Source organism: Paenibacillus sp. 2KB_20, from assembly GCF_052115765.1.
Taxonomy (GTDB): domain Bacteria; phylum Bacillota; class Bacilli; order Paenibacillales; family Paenibacillaceae; genus Paenibacillus_AQ.
The window spans coordinates 574,292-592,997 of record NZ_JBFRHH010000001.1; the positions used below are offsets into that span (position 1 = coordinate 574,292).

16 protein-coding genes are annotated in these 18,706 nt (G+C 48.1%); 6 read left to right on the forward strand and 10 right to left on the reverse strand.

Annotated features, from left to right (window positions below; genetic code table 11):
• Window positions 1–67: 67 nt before the first annotated feature.
• Together AB4124_RS02665 and AB4124_RS02670 are read left to right on the forward strand one after the other, a co-directional pair.
• Window positions 68–904, forward strand: coding sequence for a sulfurtransferase (locus AB4124_RS02665; protein WP_441970991.1), 837 nt, complete (start codon window positions 68–70; stop codon window positions 902–904).
• A 78-nt stretch (window positions 905–982) separates the two neighbouring features.
• Window positions 983–1,702 (forward strand): SDR family NAD(P)-dependent oxidoreductase, encoded by a 720-nt coding sequence (locus AB4124_RS02670; RefSeq protein ID WP_441970993.1) that lies wholly within the window; start codon window positions 983–985, stop codon window positions 1,700–1,702.
• A 151-nt stretch (window positions 1,703–1,853) separates the two neighbouring features.
• Here AB4124_RS02670 and AB4124_RS02675 read toward each other — a convergent pair whose 3' ends face one another.
• From AB4124_RS02675 to AB4124_RS02695, 5 genes are all read right to left on the reverse strand, one after another.
• Window positions 1,854–2,879 (reverse strand): hypothetical protein, encoded by a 1,026-nt coding sequence (locus AB4124_RS02675; protein WP_441970995.1) that lies wholly within the window; start codon window positions 2,877–2,879, stop codon window positions 1,854–1,856.
• 263 nt (window positions 2,880–3,142) lie between these two features.
• Window positions 3,143–5,131, reverse strand: coding sequence for a serine hydrolase (locus tag AB4124_RS02680; RefSeq protein ID WP_441970997.1), 1,989 nt, complete (start codon window positions 5,129–5,131; stop codon window positions 3,143–3,145).
• A 220-nt stretch (window positions 5,132–5,351) separates the two neighbouring features.
• Window positions 5,352–6,539, reverse strand: coding sequence for a multidrug effflux MFS transporter (locus tag AB4124_RS02685; protein WP_441970999.1), 1,188 nt, complete (start codon window positions 6,537–6,539; stop codon window positions 5,352–5,354).
• 357 nt (window positions 6,540–6,896) lie between these two features.
• Window positions 6,897–7,904 (reverse strand): ABC transporter substrate-binding protein, encoded by a 1,008-nt coding sequence (locus AB4124_RS02690; RefSeq protein ID WP_379407975.1) that lies wholly within the window; start codon window positions 7,902–7,904, stop codon window positions 6,897–6,899.
• Between the two features lie 95 nt (window positions 7,905–7,999).
• Complete coding sequence (locus AB4124_RS02695; protein WP_441971002.1) at window positions 8,000–9,616, reverse strand: helix-turn-helix domain-containing protein; 1,617 nt, start codon at window positions 9,614–9,616, stop codon at window positions 8,000–8,002.
• 265 nt (window positions 9,617–9,881) lie between these two features.
• Between AB4124_RS02695 and AB4124_RS02700 the strand changes: the two genes are divergently transcribed.
• Complete coding sequence (locus AB4124_RS02700) at window positions 9,882–10,220, forward strand: VOC family protein (RefSeq protein ID WP_441971004.1); 339 nt, start codon at window positions 9,882–9,884, stop codon at window positions 10,218–10,220.
• An 89-nt stretch (window positions 10,221–10,309) separates the two neighbouring features.
• Here AB4124_RS02700 and AB4124_RS02705 read toward each other — a convergent pair whose 3' ends face one another.
• Both AB4124_RS02705 and AB4124_RS02710 read right to left on the reverse strand, forming a co-directional pair.
• Window positions 10,310–10,846 (reverse strand): SMI1/KNR4 family protein, encoded by a 537-nt coding sequence (locus AB4124_RS02705; protein WP_441971006.1) that lies wholly within the window; start codon window positions 10,844–10,846, stop codon window positions 10,310–10,312.
• Between the two features lie 84 nt (window positions 10,847–10,930).
• A complete protein-coding gene (locus tag AB4124_RS02710) occupies window positions 10,931–11,695 on the reverse strand; it encodes an SDR family oxidoreductase (protein WP_430106160.1) in 765 nt (254 codons plus the stop codon).
• 317 nt (window positions 11,696–12,012) lie between these two features.
• Here AB4124_RS02710 and AB4124_RS02715 point away from each other — a divergent pair, with 317 nt between their 5' ends.
• Entirely contained in the window at window positions 12,013–12,849 is an 837-nt protein-coding gene (locus tag AB4124_RS02715) for a YitT family protein (RefSeq protein ID WP_076324391.1), read from the forward strand.
• A 104-nt stretch (window positions 12,850–12,953) separates the two neighbouring features.
• On the opposite strand, the gene AB4124_RS02720 is transcribed toward AB4124_RS02715, so the two are convergent.
• Entirely contained in the window at window positions 12,954–13,841 is an 888-nt protein-coding gene (locus AB4124_RS02720; RefSeq protein ID WP_441971008.1) for a hypothetical protein, read from the reverse strand.
• Window positions 13,842–14,228: 387 nt separating this feature from the next.
• Between AB4124_RS02720 and gdhA the strand changes: the two genes are divergently transcribed.
• The gene (gdhA, locus tag AB4124_RS02725; RefSeq protein ID WP_441971010.1) at window positions 14,229–15,608 is read left to right on the forward strand and encodes an NADP-specific glutamate dehydrogenase; all 1,380 of its coding nucleotides are present in this window, start codon (window positions 14,229–14,231) and stop codon (window positions 15,606–15,608) included.
• Between the two features lie 51 nt (window positions 15,609–15,659).
• Here gdhA and AB4124_RS02730 read toward each other — a convergent pair whose 3' ends face one another.
• Together AB4124_RS02730 and AB4124_RS02735 are read right to left on the reverse strand one after the other, a co-directional pair.
• Entirely contained in the window at window positions 15,660–16,643 is a 984-nt protein-coding gene (locus AB4124_RS02730) for a diaminopimelate dehydrogenase (protein ID WP_441971011.1), read from the reverse strand.
• A gap of 151 nt (window positions 16,644–16,794) precedes the next feature.
• On the reverse strand, window positions 16,795–17,856 hold the full coding sequence (locus AB4124_RS02735) for a suppressor of fused domain protein (protein WP_430106165.1): 1,062 nt from the start codon (window positions 17,854–17,856) through the stop codon (window positions 16,795–16,797).
• A gap of 113 nt (window positions 17,857–17,969) precedes the next feature.
• Between AB4124_RS02735 and AB4124_RS02740 the strand changes: the two genes are divergently transcribed.
• Complete coding sequence (locus AB4124_RS02740) at window positions 17,970–18,701, forward strand: hypothetical protein (protein ID WP_339291615.1); 732 nt, start codon at window positions 17,970–17,972, stop codon at window positions 18,699–18,701.
• Window positions 18,702–18,706: the final 5 nt, after the last annotated feature.

Consider the following 18,706-nt stretch of genomic DNA (forward strand, 5'->3'; position numbering starts at 1 on the left):
GCAGCAATATGATATAATTCGGTTACTTAATCTCATTATTTCTTAATAGAAGGCGGTGTCCTGGTATATGAACAATATCGTGACAATGAAATGGCTGCTGGCGAGACTCTATGAACCGGATCTGGTCATCGTTGACTGCCGTTTTGCCCTCGGCAAGCCGGAAAGCGGCCGAACCGCTTACGAGGAATCGCATATTCCCCGTGCCGTTTACCTTGACTTGGAGAAGGACCTCTCCTCTCCTATCACCCAACATGGCGGACGCCATCCTCTACCGGACCTGGATCAGCTTGCACAGCGTCTCGGCCAGTCCGGTATTCAGGAGAGCAGCCGCGTCGTCATCTATGACGACCAGGGCGGAGCCATGGCCAGCCGTCTATGGTGGCTGCTGAAATACACCGGGCATGAACAGGCTTATGTGATGGATGAAGGCTTTACAGCTTGGAAGAATGCCTCGTATCCTATAACGGGTGAACAACCGATCGTCATTCCGGTACCATATGAAATCAACCTTAAGCCCGATAAATTGGTCCTCGTAGATGAGGTGCGTGAGGCTTCGCAGCATGGTAACAAAACGCTCATCGATTCACGCGAACCACGTAGATATGCCGGAGCCCAGGAGCCTTTAGACACCAAGGCAGGACATATTCCGGGGGCGGTGAACTACTTCTGGAAGGGTGTCCTGGACGACTCCGGACATTGGAAGGATGCTGGCGCGTTTCGCGAGCATTTTACCGATATCCCGCAAGATGCCGAGATTATCGTATACTGCGGCTCCGGCGTCACCGCTTGTCCGAACGTGCTTGCCCTGGAAGAAGCCGGGTACGGCAACGTGAAGCTGTACGCGGGCAGCTGGAGCGATTGGATCAGCTATCAGGAGAATCCGGTGGCGACTGGAGAGGAGTAGGAGCTAAGACAGATATGAATGATGATTACATCGCCACTAAGGTTGTATGCTTTGGGCGATGTAATAAGGAGAATGTAGATGAAAACATATATTGTATTTGGTGCTAGTAAGGGATTGGGAGATGCTTTTGTTAGGGGTGTGCCTCAGCGAGGTGATAAAGTTTGGGTGGTTGCTCGCAGCAGGCCTGAAAGTTTAGATTTAGAGGATGGCATTGAACGGGAATGGATACCAGCAGATTTGTCTGAGCTCCATTCATCGACACTGATTAAGGATATGCTGCAGAACGAAACATTGGATGTTCTCATATATAATGTAGGAATTTGGGAAAAAGAAGGTTTTGAGGATCATTATACCTTCGATCACGATGAGTCTGCTGACATCAGTAATCTTATACAAGTGAATATCACTTCTGCCATTGTATGTATTCAAGCGTTATTGCCTCATCTTCGTAAATCTAATGCAGGGAAAATTATCCTTATTGGTTCGACAGCAGGCCTGAATAATGCAAACAGCAGTCAAGTTTCTTTTGTTGCCTCAAAATTCGCTATTCGAGGAATTACAGAGGCTCTTAGAGAGCACACGAGAGAAGATGGTATAGCTGTGACATGTATTAATCCTGGTGAATTGGCTGCTGAAATTCCGTATGCAGAAGGGGTTGAGTGTGCCCTTTCTGCCTATAATGGGACACGTATTCCGCTCCAGGATATAGTTTCCTTAGTAAAATGTGTGGTCAGCTTGTCTAAAGCAGCCTGCGTCAAAGAAATCAATATTCCGGCGCTAATGGATACGAATATCTAACTATACCATATGATAGCTGTACGCCGGAAGCTCGAGCGATTGGATTTGTTATGTGGGGAACCCGGTGGACTGGGACGTGTAAAAAGATTGAAATCGGCAAAAAGCCCGCTACCATAGCGGGCTTTTTGCCGATTTTATAGCATCTGCGCTCTTACATCAGTCTCCCTGATAGATGCTCAAGAGCCATCGATTGTATCCGCTTCTCCTCGGCGATATTCTCATAGAGAAGATGCTCTTTGCCCGCTTCAGCCATTCGCTTGCGGATGGCGGCGATACGGCCTTTGCCGGAATCGATAAACCGGAAGTCTACCTGCCGCAGGCAATCCATATCCGCCAAGCTGTCCAAGGCTTCCGCTTTGATCCTTGTAGGAATCTCCTTTAACATCAGAACCTCCAATCGGTCGGCAGTCCACAAGTTCCCGATCTCCTGCAAGGATTTCATGTAATCCAGTTCAAGCTGCCGGAGATTTCGCATATGCGAGAAATCGCACAGGCGCTCAACTTTCGGCAGCGACAAGTGAAGGAAAACCAAATGATCCAATACCGCCAGGGCATCGATATTCGTCAGATTTCGGACGGCAGAGAGCCTCAGCATACTTATATTGGAGCTAGCCAGCACTTCCAGCGAACCGTTCAAAGTACAGCTGTCTATGGCCAGATACTTCATCAGCGGCAAATCCTCGACAAAATCCAGCTGGTCGATCGGGCAGTTCAGGACCAGCGTATCCAGCCGAATGCAGTCCGCTATCGCAGATAGATCATCAAATTTGCCACTAAGCTCAAGGTATTTTAAAAACTTGTAATTCCGGATAAAGTCGAGATTTTGCGTTTTGGGCGAGCGTATCTTAAGAAACTCCATTCGATCCATCCCACCCAGCCTGTTCAAATCCTGCCGCTGTTTTAGATCCAAATGCAAAGCAGCAACAAACTTCAATTCCGCGAGCGCCTCCAGAAATTCCTCGGTATAACTTCCATTCGCCTCTGCATGATAGATATGGAGTATCAAGTCCGGACGCTTGGAGAACACCTGTTCATCCAGCTTCAGCAGATCTTCCTCTTTGTCTGCCCCAACAACAAAACCAATGGTTGCACGGTGCCTCAGCTGTTTAACGGCACTGTCCATTTTGTCCGTGCTCCAGGGAACCCCGCTCATCGATGCTGTCCACGCTTCGCTCATTTCGCTCGTCTCCGTTCTTTGAAAATGATATGAGAATTGTATATGAAAAAAGTCCATATGAGTTGTGCCTCTTCGTCCATAGCCCGAAATGGGCGCTCAGCCGTCTTTCTGGCCTCCATCTCCTCCCTTGCTGCAGGTCGGAGCACCGAGGGTTCATGAAATATTGGAAAGTCTCATCATGCTGCTCCAGTTCCAAACAGAGATGCCGAAATCAAGAAGCGGTCCGGTGTCGATACTGACTGGGGGTTCATGAGTCGGGTAAATTAGTGACTAATCGGTAAAATATAATTAAATGCTTGGGCCAATAAGGCACTAGCTTCTTGACGTTTCAAAAGTTCTTTTGAACGGAAGTTCACAGAGCCATCAGATTTAACCTTAGTATCCGGGTCCATGATTCCTTGGGATACAAGCGCTTTGATGGCTTCAACTGCCCAAGCATCCGTTGTGCCACTCAGTTTAACCTTCGTTTTAGGCTCTACCTGTTTCAGGTTTTGGATCATTACCGCCGCCATTTGTCTAGTGATCGGAGATTTAGGCTGAAAATTAGGTAGTCCGACTACCATCTGCTTCTTATTGGCTGCAAGCATGAAAGGCATTTTATGCCACCCATGGGCGCGAAGCAGCACTTCTGAGAATTCAGCTTGAGTCATCGTTCCTTTTGGATCAAAGATATGGGTAGACTTCCCGCTCATGACTTTCAAAGCGTTGAGATTATTAATATATGGTTTATACTTACTATTCGCAGGTACATCAGAGAATGGTGAATCAACGTTAACTTTTTCTGCAAATGAAGCTGCCTCTGGTAGAGTCGTAAGATACATATATGCAATCTGGCCAGCTGCGTTTTTGTTAAACGTCACTTTATTACCTGATTCATCTTCGAACAATAAAGGGCGGATCATTTTCAGCGTCTGCTTGCCTGAAGGAGTTTCCGAAACTAAGTGCCCGTTCGAATAAGAAACCTTATACCTCAATGCATCAAAACGAATGCTTTTATATAATCCGACATACGCTTTGGCTTGCTGCTCACTGATTGCCGAATAGGTTGGCTTTGAAACCTCTGTCTTTTTTGGATAATAGTGATTCATAAACGCTTCATACACGTCAATGCTAAACCAGGCGTTGTCGTCATTGTTGGACATATAAAAGGCTACATTTTTCTCAGGCAAAATAACAATCAGGGACGAATGCCCTGTAACATTCCCTCCTTTTAGAATCACATGTTGACCATTCATCTTCTCAGGGAAGTAACCTTCGAACCCGATTGTTGTAATAGGAACCATTTTATCAGCAAAATACTGATATGTGTGCATTTGCTCTATGCTTTTTTGGCTCACAATTTCTTTGCCATCATACTTTCCTTTGTTCAGATGCATTAAGAGATACTTCGCCATGTCATCTGCTGTTGAGATCATACCGCCTTCAGGCTTTTCTGTAGGCATAGTTCCATCCATGGGGATCTTTTCACCCTTCGGTCCATAGTGAGCAGCCATTCTGCCTAATAGTTCGGGCGTAAACCGTACATTCGTTGAGGTCATGCCTAACGGGTTGAAAATGTTTTTCTCCATATACTTCGAATAGGGCATTCCCGAGACGTTCTCTACCGCATACCCCGCTAGCAAAAATCCAAGATTGTCATAAACGTATGCTTCTCCCGGAGGCCTCACAACCGCTGACATATGTGATTTGACAAAATCCTTTATTGGAAAGTTTTTGTTTACATATTCCGGTGAATAATACGAAGAGATATCGGGTGATTCAAATCCGGTTGCATAGGTAAGCAGATCATACATAGTCAGGTTTTTCCCCGTTTTATTCGGGATTTTCACTCCTCCTAAGTACTTTTGAATGTCGCCTCGTAAATCGATTTTCCCCTTATCGACCAACTGCATTGCCGCCAAGGCCGTGAATGTCTTGGTAACAGAGCCGATCTGGAAAACGGTGTCTTTATCAACGGGAATCTTCTTTTCTTTGTCGGCATAACCGTAACCTTTGCTTAGTAACACTTTCCCATCGCCCACGACCGCAAAATTAGAACCGACTGTGTTATGCTTCTTCATCATGTCCGCAAAAACGCTATCTGCAAATACTTCTAGCTCCTTGGCATCGCGTGGTCCCTCCAAGCTAGAACTTACAGATGCAATGGGTGTGGCCATTGTTGCGCTAGCTGTCGAGCTGCTAGCTGGGATACATGCGATCGTTGCCATAGCGGATAATAGCAGAACCGCGATGGTGCGAGTCTTTTTTTTCATACATGGTCTCTCCTCAAAATGTATTTGCCTATTACAACTGGCTGAACCGAGTATGGCAAAAGGCTTGTCATATCAACAAGTGTCATTTCGTCACCCACAATGCCAAGACACTTCAAAATGTCATATGACAATTAAGTGGAAAAAGAAGAAGCTGCCCCTCCTGGCAAGAAAGGGGACAGCTTCTTTTCAATCCTATATGAAACTTAAACAAGATGCCAAACTACCTCCGCGCATATCCAGCAAGCTTCTTGCTCACGCAGACCATGACTACGGCAAGGCCAAGAAAATACAAGGGCATTACGATTAACGAGCCATTGTGAAGAAGACTCATGCCGCTCGTAATCAGGCTGACAACAATGTAATAACCCAATCCGAAGATCGCTCCTGCCGTTCCGAGCACATCTCCATATTGGTTCAGCGCCAGACTAAGGCAATTCGGAATCGCCATTCCGATGCCGAGCAGCAGAATAAAAATACACGCTACCAATAACACCATATCCATTATAGTGGCGTTAATTCCGATAACAGCAAGAACGGTAAGGCAAAGAGCCCCCAGCATCGTAATGATCGTGCCGATCACGATAATGCGCTCAGCCTGGAGCCTGGTCAGCAGTTTCTTCGACAGCATCGCACCTAAGATGGATGACATCGCAACAAAGATACCGAAGAAACCAAAGCCGCCGGGGCTCATCTGAAAAAATTCAATAAAAATAAACGGGGCCTCCGCATAGTAACTGAACAATATGCCGTTGGTGGCTCCAATGAGAAAACCGAATCCCCATATTCTGGGGTCAGAGACCAGGCGCTTGCCCACGGAGAGGGTGTTAATCTTCGAAACAGCCTTTACACTGGTTTCAGGCAGAGAAGTCCAGGTATACAACAAAATGGCGGCGCTCATCAAAACCAACGTCAAGAACACTGCTCTGAAACCAAGAGATTGATCCACCCATCCGCCAATGAGCGGCCCAATAGCGGGTGTAAACGCAAGCGCTGCCGAAATCTGGGCAAACACCGCATGACGCTTGGCTCCATCGATACTCTCACGCAAAATGGTTTGGGTGACGACCGAGCCGGTGCTGGCACCAAAAGCCTGAATGAATCGGCTCACCAATAACCATTCGGCCGAACCGGATAGATAGCAGCCCAAGCTGCCTAATCCATAAATCAGGATGCCCCACAGCATAGCAGGACGACGTCCGATGGAATCCGAAAGCCTTCCCCAGCAAAACACTCCGAAGGCAAAGCCTAAGAAGTAAATGCTCAGCGTTAGTTGGATTGCATTGTTGCTTGCTCCCAATTGATGGGCAATGTCCGGTAATGAAGGTGTATATATCGTTTCACTAATTTGTGGGAAACCCACAAGGATAATGAATAACCATATGGATGGATTTGAGATTTTTCTTTGCACAGCTAACATCCCCCTTATCATTTCAAAAAATCTCTAGTTGGCTGGCAAAGAAATTACGGGATCGGGGGTTTGCATTTCGTTAGTCTAGTAAATGAAAGCATGAAAAGTCACCTTTTTTTCTGGATAAGGGGGTTATATCTACCGAGTATTATAGCAGAATCGCAGGCAAAATTCTCTCTTGATTCTCCTCCCACGGGAGGCCTTACACTTTGGGTCAGGGGCAGCAAGAACAGAAAAATGAGAGGAGGTTTTATTTTTTTTGAAGATTTGATTGCTCGTACTTGCATCACGATCAAAAAAGGGTGCCCTACCATCGCCCTGTATAATGACAAGACTCTGACGAGCACCTTTTATGTATCAATTCTTCTTGGAGAGCCATTCTGCCAATTCTTCCGTCTGGGCAAGAACGGCAAGCGGATCGTAATACCAGGAACGCTCCTCGGGCCATACATACATGTTCCCCTTCTTGACTGCAGGGAGACTGCCCCAAATCGGATCCGCTCGGAAATCTTCGATCGTACGCGTATTAGACGTCATAATAATGTAATCGCCCGCATATTTTCCTATCATTTCAGCCGTTAACTCAGCCCATTGCTTCTCTAATATTTCCGCAGCCACCCCGCTCGGAGGCTTTCTTCCCAATGCCTGATAGACAGGCTGACCGCCACGGCCGAAATTATCACCGTATACCCAGGTTGTCTTCTCGCCGTCTTCCATAATGCTAAAGGTCGCATCCGCAGGAATCGCTGCATCGACTTTAGCTTTGGCTGCCGCTATGCGCCGATCATACTCCTCCAGCCAGGTTTTGGCTTCCTCTTCCTTACCAAATAACTCACCGAAATAAGTCAACTCTTCATGGGCATTCTTTAAATCTCCATATGGAATGACGATAGTGGGGGCGATTTTGCTTAGCTGCTCATAGGTTGTTTCCCCATTGCCGGTAATGATGAGATCCGGGTTTAAAGCCATGACTTTCTCGACCGACGGTTTTCCGTAATCCCCGATATCCTCGATTCCTTTTAAGGATTCTTTAAAATAATAATTTTGGATGGTAAGCCCCGGCGCTCCAACCGGAATGACATCAAGCGCAATCAGGCTGCCCAAATATTCTTCTGCGACGATGCGCTTCGGACTCACCGGAACTTCGATATCGCCATTGACGGTAGAAACGGTTTTCACCTTGGATTCTTCCGCCGAATTCGTATCCAGCGCTTGCGATGAATCATTAGCTGCGGTCAATACGGTCTCCGTGTTATTTCCCTTACTTGTCTCTCCTGCTCCACAGGCACTGAGCATAAATGCCAGAAAGAGCACTGCGGTAACAAGAGTTACACGCCTTCTGCTTAAACTACGAAAAGAAAACACTTTATATCCCCCTTATATATCGATAACGATAATCATTCTCAAATAAACTTTACCGCCTGTCCCTTCATATGACTATGCCTTAAAATGATATCCGTTCATGCATATTTATGATGTCCTGTCAGCACTTTCATTAATTGTCGCAGCTGTGCTTGCGAGGAGATGGGATCATATCCGAAGAATAATTCCGGTTGATTCAGAACATAAACTCGATTGTCCCGTACCGCATCCAAATGCCGCCAATCCGGTGATCTAAACAATGCTTTGACGCGCTCCAGACCGTGAGGATGGTTAGGTAATGACGTTATGAATATATGATCGGCCGCGTAAGAAGCGACCTTGCCGATTGCCGCTTCCACATATCCGCGGCGATGGAGCCCTTCATCCACCAGCCCGGCAGGCGGATGAAATCCAATATCGTCGTATAGAATCTGGCTCCCTCTGCCAAAACTGCCGCTGAAGCAATAGGCTATATCCGCGCAAAATTCCCAGACGACGGCGCTTCCCCGCTTACCAAGCACTCCATTGAGTACCTCATTCGAGTGATCGACCCGTTCGTTGTAACGCGACAGCCATTCCTCCGCTTCCGCATCTTTATCTATAGCGGAAGCGATGAAGCGGAATTGCTCGCGCCAGCTCATCGTCTTGAACGGCAGATCCAGGACAGGCGCCAAAGCGAGCAGCGCCTTGTTCTCAATTGCCGAATCGTAGCTGATAATCAGATCCGGATTGGATGAAGCTATCGTCTCATAATAATGATCGAATGCGAGAGCATACGGGTCGAAACAATGGTCTGCACTCAGATGATTGCTGTATGGAGTCTGCTGAAGCCAAGGGGTATACACCCCCATCTCAGGCGTAACCCCAAGCGCCAACAAGGATGCCGTATGGTTTAGGTTCAATGCGGCGATTCGCTTTGGTTTACGTTTATAAGCCGTAGGAGACATGCCTACAGCTTCCTTGAATTTACGGCTGAGGTACAAGCCCTCCTTATACCCTACTTCCTGCGCCAGCGTATTTAAATCTTGCGACCCGGTCAACAGTCGTTCTTGCGTTTTACGTATTCGAAACAGGGTCAAGTATTCATTAAAGGTACGTCCGGTATGCTTGCGAAACTTGCGCGAGAAATGCTCCGGACTAACACCCGCCCTAGCAGCCATCTGCTCTCTTGTCAGATCTTTAGAGTAGTTCTCTTCCATATACTGCTGGGCTTGTTCCACCCAAGATTGTTGCTGTGAAGATGATCTGGATATCGTCTCCGCATGGATCTCTTGCAGCAGTTTAATGAACAGATGCTGCAGCTGAAAAGGCTCCCCGTGATCCGCACCTCCCCAGATGCTCTCAAGTTCTCCGGCCATCCGTAAAATCTCGGACGGAATATCATGAATCGGAACATTACATTCAAGTCCGTAAGATGTGCTGTCATCTACACATAAGCATCGATATTCCATGTAAAGCCCCCGTAAAGGCATTAATCTCATGGATTCCAGCTTGAGTTCCGTTAGGCTGCCGGAACCAAATACGCTTCCTCTGAAAACCGGATAGGATCGCTCATCCACATGCAGTAGGCCCTCTCCCTCCTGGATGATCATGATGCAATAGCCTTGCTCTTGATGATTCCCGCTGGCGCTCGGAATCTCTTCATCCAATCCCATTAAACGAATCGGCACGTGAAAAAAATGAGGGGGAAGTTTATTCGTTGAGGGTAGTGACACGGAACGACCTCCTTAATTATGATAATCATTATCAATTAATGTGATGTTATTATACCAGATGCTTGCTCCATCTGTTACGTTAAATCCATTTTATACGCTTCCTCCTTCCAAGCAATCATGGCGAAGCCCTATCTAAAACATTCGACTTGTGTGACGGGTTTCGCCGACCATGCCTGCCCTAAACCTGCATAAGCTCTCCACTTGCTTAAATGTGCTACGCTTAAATTAAGAATCACTCATTCCACAGAAAGGAAGTGTGCACGATATGATACTGAACCATCTTAATCTCACTGTCACTGATGTAACTGCGGCAAAGGAATTTTTGCAAACCTATTTCGGACTTAAAATCGGAGGCGAGCGCGGCCAATCGTTTGCAGCGATGTTTGACGATCCAGGGATGGTGCTGACCTTAATGCGGGGGACCGAGGTTAACTACCCCAAGACGTTTCATATTGGCTTTATTCAGGAAAGCGAAGCGAAGGTAAATGAACTCTATCAGCGTCTAAAAGATGATGGGTTCGATGTCGAGCCGCCACAAAGAGCCCACGGATGGACATTTTACATTAAAGCCCCGGGCGGGTTTACTGTTGAAGTTCTGGCCTAATCATCATCGTTACATGGGACAACGCCATTCCTCATCCGCTACACGCAAAAGCCCACGCATCACGCGTGGGCTCTTATGTTATGTCAGGCTTAATATAGCTCCCATGTCTCCGTGCATAATGCGGGGAAAGAATCCGCAACCCGCTCGCAGTCCTCATAGCCCAAGCTGCCGGAATGCGCAAACAAAATCGGATATTCTCCGTTTACCGGCTCTTCCCTCATATCGAACATATAATGGTTTCCGCTTCCATCCATCGCAAACGACACCGCCTTCGGCATATACTCCGGCAGCTCGTAAGCCAGGTTCATCTCCCTCAGGTCATCCGTGCTAAAGAACTGAAAAAGACGTTCTCCCTGTTGAAATTCCCCGCCGTTGGAATACTTCAATAAGTCCAAATAGCTTGCGGGGAAATTCCTCTGGGGCAGCTTCCAGCCTGCAGGATCGAGCGGCGTATATTGATCGTAAAAGGGAGACGTTTTGTGAAAAGGATTCACTTGTCTTCCCTTGATTCCATCCATTTCTTGGGCAGACAGCTCCGTATTCCACTCCTTAACAAAACGAGCCATTTGTTCACCGGTCGCGCCGGAACGTTTGTCATACGGGTGCTCAAAATTGATATTCCACATCTTGGCCTTCCTCCATCCTGGTACTTCCTGTCTTGGATCTTCTCCAATCATTATAATGGAAATATCGGAAAGAGGGAGCAGTCATTACAGATGGGATCCTCCACTGGCATCGATGCATTGACCGGTGATCCAGCGGCTGTCCGGTGAAGCCAGAAATGCTGCAATATCTGCGATATCCCCAGGCTCACCCCATCTTCCGAAGATTGAATAGCCGGCTCCGAATTGGAACGAGGCCGGGTCCTGAAGCATGGCGGCATTCATGTCAGTAGCAACGAATCCAGGCTGTATCGCATTGATCGTGATTCCGCGGGAACCTAGCTGGCTCGACAGGGAGAGGGTCAGCGAATTGATGCCCCCCTTCGTCATCGTATACGCAGGAATATTGGGCAAGGAGATTCGGGTTACCGCAGAAGATAAATTGATAATGCGGCCATCGTCTCGAAGGCGTGGGAGAGCCTGCTGAATCATGAAGAATGGCGACTTCACGTTCATTCGCATCACTTCATCAAAGCTTTCCTCCGTGGTCTCCTCGATGGTTTCCACTAAGCCGATCCCTGCATTGTTGACCAGAATATCGAATTGCGTATTACCGGTTCGTGCTTTTAACGTCTCATCCAGCGACCCGTACAGGGCACTTATTCCATCCATGGAAGTAAGATCCGCCCCTACCAAGAAAGCTTCACCTCCGGCCTCGGTTATCTCGCTCACGACCTCTTCCGCGGTCTCATGGTTCTTGCCATAGTGAACGGCTACCAACGCTCCTTCCTTCGCCAATCGTATCGCGATGGCACGTCCAATGCCTCGGCTGGAGCCTGTAACCAAAGCAACTTTTCCCGTCAATGTATTCATGTTCTCATCATCTCCTCTTCTTCTTTCACTTTTAGTTTTATCACAGGCCCCATTTCGAAATATTGCGCTCCTATTCTCGTCGTCCTCTCGATAACCCTATAAAAAACGCCCCACTTGTGAAAGGGCTAGAACGTAGGCATTTGCGTCGTCTCCTGCGCTCAGTGAATTAAAAATCATTTACATTCCATGTAATGATTATTATAATGAGAATATCAAAAGAGCTGCGCAACCTGTGTTTGCATAAAGCGATTAAAGGATGATTTTTTCCTTTAGTCGCTTTTTTTGTGAGCTTGTTGAAAGTCATGGAGGTATATCGTATGAAAAAAAGAGCGTTTGATATGATCATGCTGCTCATCGGGGCATTTATTTTTGCGCTGGCCGTCAATTTATTTGTCATTCCCAACGATTTTGGCGAAGGCGGCGTTACCGGGATCTCGATCATTCTGTTTTATGTGCTGAAATGGTCCCCGGCGCTGGTCGGCATTGTGATTAACGGGATTTTGCTGATTATCGGCTACAAGCTTCTGGATAAAAAAACGACGGTCTATACCATTATCGTTGTTGCCTTTCACTCTCTGTTCCTTCATTTGACGGAGAACTGGAGCATCGCTTCGGATGAGCCGGTGATCAATGCCATATTTGCCGGACTGTTTGCCGGCGTCGGGATTGGACTCATCGTCCGGGTGGGTGGCACAACGGCGGGTACGGTGATATTGGCCCGCCTGGCTAATAAATATTGGGATTGGAATATCAGTTATGCCCTGCTGTTCTTTGACCTGATCGTGGCCGGACTGTCTGTCTTTGTAATCGGGATCGAGAAGGTGATGTTCACCGTGGTCATCCTCTATATCGGCACCAAGGCGATGGAGTTCATTATTGAAGGCTTGAATCCCAAAAAGGCCGTTACCATCATCTCGACCCATCATGACCGCATCGCAATTCGGGTTACGGAGATTATGGATCGCGGGGTGACTGTGCTCCGGGGTTATGGATATTACACCGGTCAGACCAAAGATGTGCTCTACATCGTCATCAGTAAACAGGAAGTCTCCATGCTCAAAAAAATCGTCCGGGCCGAAGACAAAAACGCTTTTGTCACGATCCATGACGTACGCGACGTGTTTGGCGAAGGATTTATTGATATTTCAAAATAAGAGCGGACTTATCCTTTTATACGAAAAAAGATCGAAACAGCCGTTTGGGCAGGTTTCGATCTTTTTTATCTTTTTTTCATCATACTCAGCTTCATCTTCGTTTATTAGGGAGACATATATCTTCCATACGCCAGCCCGAGATCTGTAATGGCATCATCCGACACGGATAGAAGCGAAACATTCTCTCCTTCCGAGCCCATCCATTGGACGCCCAACACAAAGCCAAGCTCCGTTTTTGCCGCAAAGAGAAATGAGAACATCTCCGGCCGCACCTCGCCTTGATCATCCACTCTCCATGTAGAGCTCGGATCAAACTTCGCCGGATAATCATAATATAACCAGCCGCTCTCACGTTTCAGCGCCAGGCTTGCCAGCATATCATCACCCTGTCTGACGAATTGCACCAGATAGAGGGACTCCCCATCAGGAAGTTGAACAATGGGCCATGCCTTGTCTACTTCTCTCCCCTTGCTGTTCTTGATGTCCTGCAGCTCCTGTTCATCGATCTCCTCCGGATTTGCTGGTTGAATAGTCATTAAGGCATCTGTAGGAAGATGGCGCTTAGGGATGATAAAATAGGTGGCATTCGGTTCTGCGGCCCCTTCGCTCACCTCATACAGTTGTCCAGCCTGATGGCTGAAATTCGGTGCGGTTTGCCTGCCGTTATCTTCCTCCGTCGCTGGCTGCGAGCCGGCATATTGAACCGGAAGCATCAAGCCTCCCTGTCCCACGGCAATCAGCGAGGCTTGCTCATCCTGAATAGCCGCATCTGGGTCTACCAACAGTCTATGCCCCGTCTCGTCGGCAAAAGCGAAGGTCCCTTCCTGTAAAGCAGCCACATCCTGGACCACCAAGGGCTGCTCATCCTTTATATCAGGCGCCGGCTTCACGTCCGAAACGGGTGGGGCGGGGGCCTGCTCCATCTCCGGATCCGCACATGCCGTCAAGGTACTTATTGCCAAAATAAACATCGCTGCCGATAACCTTTTCATGCCCTCAACTCCTGTAATAAGATTCCAAGTCTTCCATAACCTCAGACGCTAAACATACCGAAAAAGTTGAAGCCAAAGTTCCTTTTATTTGCATTTCCCCATGACAAATTCGGATTAATTTTTGCATTTTAGCTACACGAAACACGGAGTTATGGCTTATTAACTTACACCAAATGACAACTTTATAGAAATATTTAATGAGTTCGCAAAAAACATTTTATTGGTAATACGAGGCAAGATTCTATACAATTCTTTTTAACTTAAAAATGCTGAGTGCAAACTTTTAATGTTTTAGTACAAATTGTCCGAGACAGGCTACCTTTCCCGCAAAACAGACGATTTATCACGCAATTCTACTTTAACGATTTGAAGGAGTGCATCGCAAAAGTGACTACGAATATTTCTGTTTCTTCACCCCTTACTGCCGCGAAAGACTATGTGGAATCCATCTATAACCAAGTGGTGGCTCGAGATCCGCATGAGCAAGAGTTTCATCAAGCCGTCCGTGAATTTGTAGATTCCCTCGTCCCTGTTTTAGCCCAGCATCCGAAATATCGGGAACACGGTATTCTGGAACGCCTTGTGGAGCCTGAACGAATGATCACCTTCCGTATTCCATGGGTGGATGATCAAGGCAAAACCCAAGTAAACCGCGGGTTCCGTGTCCAATTTAACAGCGCGCTGGGTCCGTACAAAGGCGGCATCCGGTTCCATCCTTCGGTGTATGCCGGTATCGTCAAATTCCTTGGTTTTGAACAAATCTTCAAAAATGCGCTCACAGGCCAGCCCATCGGCGGCGGCAAGGGCGGTTCGGATTTCGATCCGAAAGGCAAGTCCGATCAGGAAGTCATGCGTTTTACCCAGAGCTTCATGACCGAGCTTTACCGTCATATCGGACCTGATTCCGATGTGCCTGCTGGCGATATCGGTGTCGGCGCTCGCGAGATCGGTTATATGTTCGGCCAATACAAGCGGATCCGCGGCGGACATGAGGCCGGCGTTCTGACAGGCAAAGGCGTCATCTATGGCGGAAGCCTGGCACGTACGGAAGCAACCGGCTACGGTTGCGTTTACTTCGTACAGGAGATGCTGGCTTCGCAAGGCCTTAGCTTCAAAGACAGCCGCGTCGTGGTGTCCGGCTCGGGCAACGTCTCCATCTACGCGATTGAAAAAGCACAGCAGCTCGGTGCACACGTCATCGCCTGCAGTGATTCCAACGGGTACCTGTACGATCCGGACGGAATTAACCTCGAAACCGTGAAACTGCTGAAGGAACGGGATCGCCTGCGGATCAGCGAATACGTCAAGATTCACCCGCATGCCGAATATACCGAAGGCTGCACGGGCATCTGGACCATTCCATGCGATATCGCACTTCCTTGCGCCACGCAGAATGAGCTGGATGAAGAAGCAGCGAAAACACTCATCATGAATGGTGTAAAAGCTATCGGTGAGGGAGCCAATATGCCTTCCACGCTGGAAGCGATTGAGCAGTTCATCAACAACGGCGTGCTGTTCGGACCGGCTAAAGCCGCCAATGCAGGCGGGGTTGCCGTATCCGCGCTGGAGATGAGCCAGAACAGCATGAGAATGTCTTGGACCTTTGAAGAAGTGGATGCGAAGCTGCATCAGATCATGAAAAACATCTACAGCAGTGCCGTAGATGCTGCAGAGGAGTATGGCGTAGCCGGCAATCTAGTGGCTGGTGCCAACATCGCAGGGTTTATCAAAGTGGCTGATGCTATGATCGCACAAGGTATCGTATAAATAAGAAACAAAAAGAAGCCCTACCGCATATGCGGTAGGGCTTCTTACAGCTTATAGAAGCTCGCTACGGAGCTCTTCGGCCGATTTTGGAGATAAGTATCCCAGCGGGATATCAAACACCGTCTTGGCGCCTTTCTGTCCCTCTCTGCTCAAACGATGGGCAGCTCTTGCATAAGACACCAGCACACTGGCCGTAAATTCCGGGTTGCTGTCAAGCTTCAGGCCAAATTCAACAATTTGTTTATTTCCGCTTCCGGTTACGCCGCTGCGAATGACAAATCCGCCATGAGGCATGCCTGCATGCTCAGCCTCAAGCTCTTCTTGCGTAATGAAAGTTACGGTTGTATCGTAATCGGCAAAATAGTTAGGCATCGACACAATCGTTTGACGGATCTGCTCTTGGTCCGCACCTTCTTCCGCTACGATGAAGCAATCTCTCCGGTGCTTCTCGCGCGTGGCGAGTTCCGGTGTTTCACCAGCACGGATTTGGTTGATAACCTCTTCTACTGGAACCGTATATTGAACGCCTGCCTTCACCCCGGGAACACGACGGATGGCATCCGAGTGGCCCTGGCTCACGCCTTTGCCCCAGAAGGTATAATCTTTTCCTTCCGGCAAAATCGCTTCGGCAAGCAGACGATTCATGGAGAACAAGCCCGGATCCCAGCCCGTCGAAATGACGCTGACACGGCCTCCGCCCATCGCTGCTTTGTTGACTTCCTCGAAAAACTCAGGGATTTTCGCGTGTGTGTCAAAGCTGTCTACCGTATTGAACGTGCTGGCAAGCTGTGGCGTTTGCTCAGGCAAATCCGTAGCCGAACCGCCGCACAGAATCATAACGTCAATCTTGCCGATGTATTGCTCTGCCGCTGATATATGCTCGAAGCGAGCACCGGAATTGGACGGCATTTGCTGCGGGTCTCTGCGCGTGAAGATGGCTACCAGCTCCAGATCCGGATTTTGCCCGATTGCTTTCTGTACGCCTTTGCCCAAGTTTCCATAACCTACGATCCCTACTTTAATAGATGCTTTCAATGTAATCCTCCCTTTGTCAGAACCATTTCCCTGTAGCATGATGTTTATGTACCGCTTTAAAGTATAAGTATATAGACATCACTCAAATTGTAAACTATTTTATATGGACAGGAAATTGTTTCTATCTGTGTTATTCTTATTTTTCACCGTACTATCCGATAACTTGTACAACATTTCCTTCTTGATCCTTGATTTCCGTCTTCAGGACCTCAATCCGGATTCCTTGCAAGCCAGAAAGCTCGAAGGTGCTGACCTGCGGCAGCAATCGGCTTGAGAATTCACCCGCGGTTCGATCGTCCAAAACCAGGGTAACATCTCCGTCCTCCGCAGTCCAGCGGCTCTCTTCTCCCGGCTCAAATACGACCCGAACATCCGAACCTACAAGGCTCAGTTTCTTATCCTTCAGAATTCGGCCCTGAAGCAGCTTCCCGATAATTTCGGCCTGCTTGGCACCTATTTGTAATGTAGCCGGAGTTTTACTTAACCAGCCCTTCTTCCCCGGTTCAAAAGCCAGCTGGCTCACGTAGAGAAATCCGGTGTTGGAGCCCTCTTGTTTTGTCCCTCGGTCAACGGCTTCCGAAATCGAAGGTACATTCAGGAGCGAATCCCGATCCAGATCCGTTATATATTGCGGCATATAATCTGCACAAGCCTGTAATACGCCAAGCGTATTCCATGTCTGCATCGCCTCGAGTTCTTCACGTGTGATGCCAACCATCTGCAGGAATTCTACCCGACCATTCGGCGTATCCATCCCCGGCAGCTCGGGATCCAGGGTGAAAGCGAGTGCTGTCAATTGCGTATCGGCACCCAGACAGATCGGCCCATTGGCATCCAAATAATCTCCCGAGCGAAAAACATTCCCGCTGTTAAACACATATCTCCCCATGTTCTGAAGCAGATTTAGCGCCCACGCCGGTGGCTCTTCCTCTTCCTCCCCCTTAGCCAGCCTGAACGTCAATTCGAATCCGTAACCGCTCTCCTCCAGATTGTCCGATTCCTTGTCATACAGCTCGCTAAAGCCATAAGTAACCATATGCCAATGCGGACTTGGGGCATTTGACGTATAAGCGCTGATTCCATTCAGCGGATCGGGTCCTCCAAGGGCATAGGGAATTAGAGCCCCGTAATGTTTCGGCTCCTGCTCCCCGTACAGTTTCAGCAGCTGCTCATCAATCGCGTCCCAGCCTGCGGCGTTTTCTTCATGTGTCATATCCTGTTCCCCCCGTTATCGTTTACCTCCATTATATAGGACGTATAGGGGAATGAAGAAGTTTCCAGAGAAGTGTATAATAGAACCATATCAACGAAGGAGCCTACATGTTCATGAAAAAAATAACGGCATTATCCGTAACCTTAACACTTTCAGCTTCGATTATGGTCTCTTCACTAACTTCGCTGCCGGTTTCCGTCGATGCGGCCTCAGCCAAGGAATGGATACAAATCTCCGAAAGGACGTCCTATTACGGTGAAGCAGCCAACGGCCAGCCCAATGGACGCGGTACGATCAAATGGGGAAATGGCAAACAATATTCCGGCGAATTCATTAACGGGAAGCGCACCGGAAACGGTAAATACATTAACGAATACCAAGAAGACGGTGAAACACATAAGGTGGTATACACCGGCCGCTGGAGCAACGACAAAATGGATGGCGAAGGCATCCTGACGCATAAGGTGAAATTGCCTGACGGGTCCGTCCGATGGAATCAGATCCAGAAAGGGACATTCCAGGCAGGCGCCTTCCAAAGCGGATACGATGTCACTCATGCCATCGCGGATCCCGACTACAACTTTATCTACAAGAAAGGCCAGGAATCGCTCGAAATCATGGGCTTCAATCAAAACATGAAGAAAGCCTGGGCCGCCGGAACGATGTTCAGCGTTCATTATAAAAACGGCACCATCAACAAAAAATCTTCGATTTTCCCTGCCAACTCGGCGGCTGAACAGCGTCAAAATGACGCCGCGATCCAATATTTCAAGAGCATTCAAAACAAAGTGGCTCCTCACTTGGAGCAATTTGAAGCATTGTCCAAGCAGGTTCCATTAAAATAACCTGA

Excerpts from the sequence above, each read along its gene's own strand:
- AB4124_RS02705 (WP_441971006.1), bottom strand. The coding sequence starts at position 10,846 with ATGTGGAATATCAATTTTGAGCACCCGTATGACAAACGTTCCGGCGCG.
- AB4124_RS02740 (WP_339291615.1), top strand. The coding sequence starts at position 17,970 with ATGAAAAAAATAACGGCATTATCCGTAACCTTAACACTTTCAGCTTCG.
- AB4124_RS02665 (WP_441970991.1), top strand. The coding sequence starts at position 68 with ATGAACAATATCGTGACAATGAAATGGCTGCTGGCGAGACTCTATGAA.
- AB4124_RS02735 (WP_430106165.1), bottom strand. The coding sequence starts at position 17,856 with ATGACACATGAAGAAAACGCCGCAGGCTGGGACGCGATTGATGAGCAG.
- AB4124_RS02680 (WP_441970997.1), bottom strand. The coding sequence starts at position 5,131 with ATGAAAAAAAAGACTCGCACCATCGCGGTTCTGCTATTATCCGCTATG.
- AB4124_RS02715 (WP_076324391.1), top strand. The coding sequence starts at position 12,013 with ATGAAAAAAAGAGCGTTTGATATGATCATGCTGCTCATCGGGGCATTT.
- AB4124_RS02720 (WP_441971008.1), bottom strand. The coding sequence starts at position 13,841 with ATGAAAAGGTTATCGGCAGCGATGTTTATTTTGGCAATAAGTACCTTG.
- AB4124_RS02670 (WP_441970993.1), top strand. The coding sequence starts at position 983 with ATGAAAACATATATTGTATTTGGTGCTAGTAAGGGATTGGGAGATGCT.
- AB4124_RS02700 (WP_441971004.1), top strand. The coding sequence starts at position 9,882 with ATGATACTGAACCATCTTAATCTCACTGTCACTGATGTAACTGCGGCA.
- AB4124_RS02675 (WP_441970995.1), bottom strand. The coding sequence starts at position 2,879 with ATGAGCGAAGCGTGGACAGCATCGATGAGCGGGGTTCCCTGGAGCACG.
- AB4124_RS02710 (WP_430106160.1), bottom strand. The coding sequence starts at position 11,695 with ATGAATACATTGACGGGAAAAGTTGCTTTGGTTACAGGCTCCAGCCGA.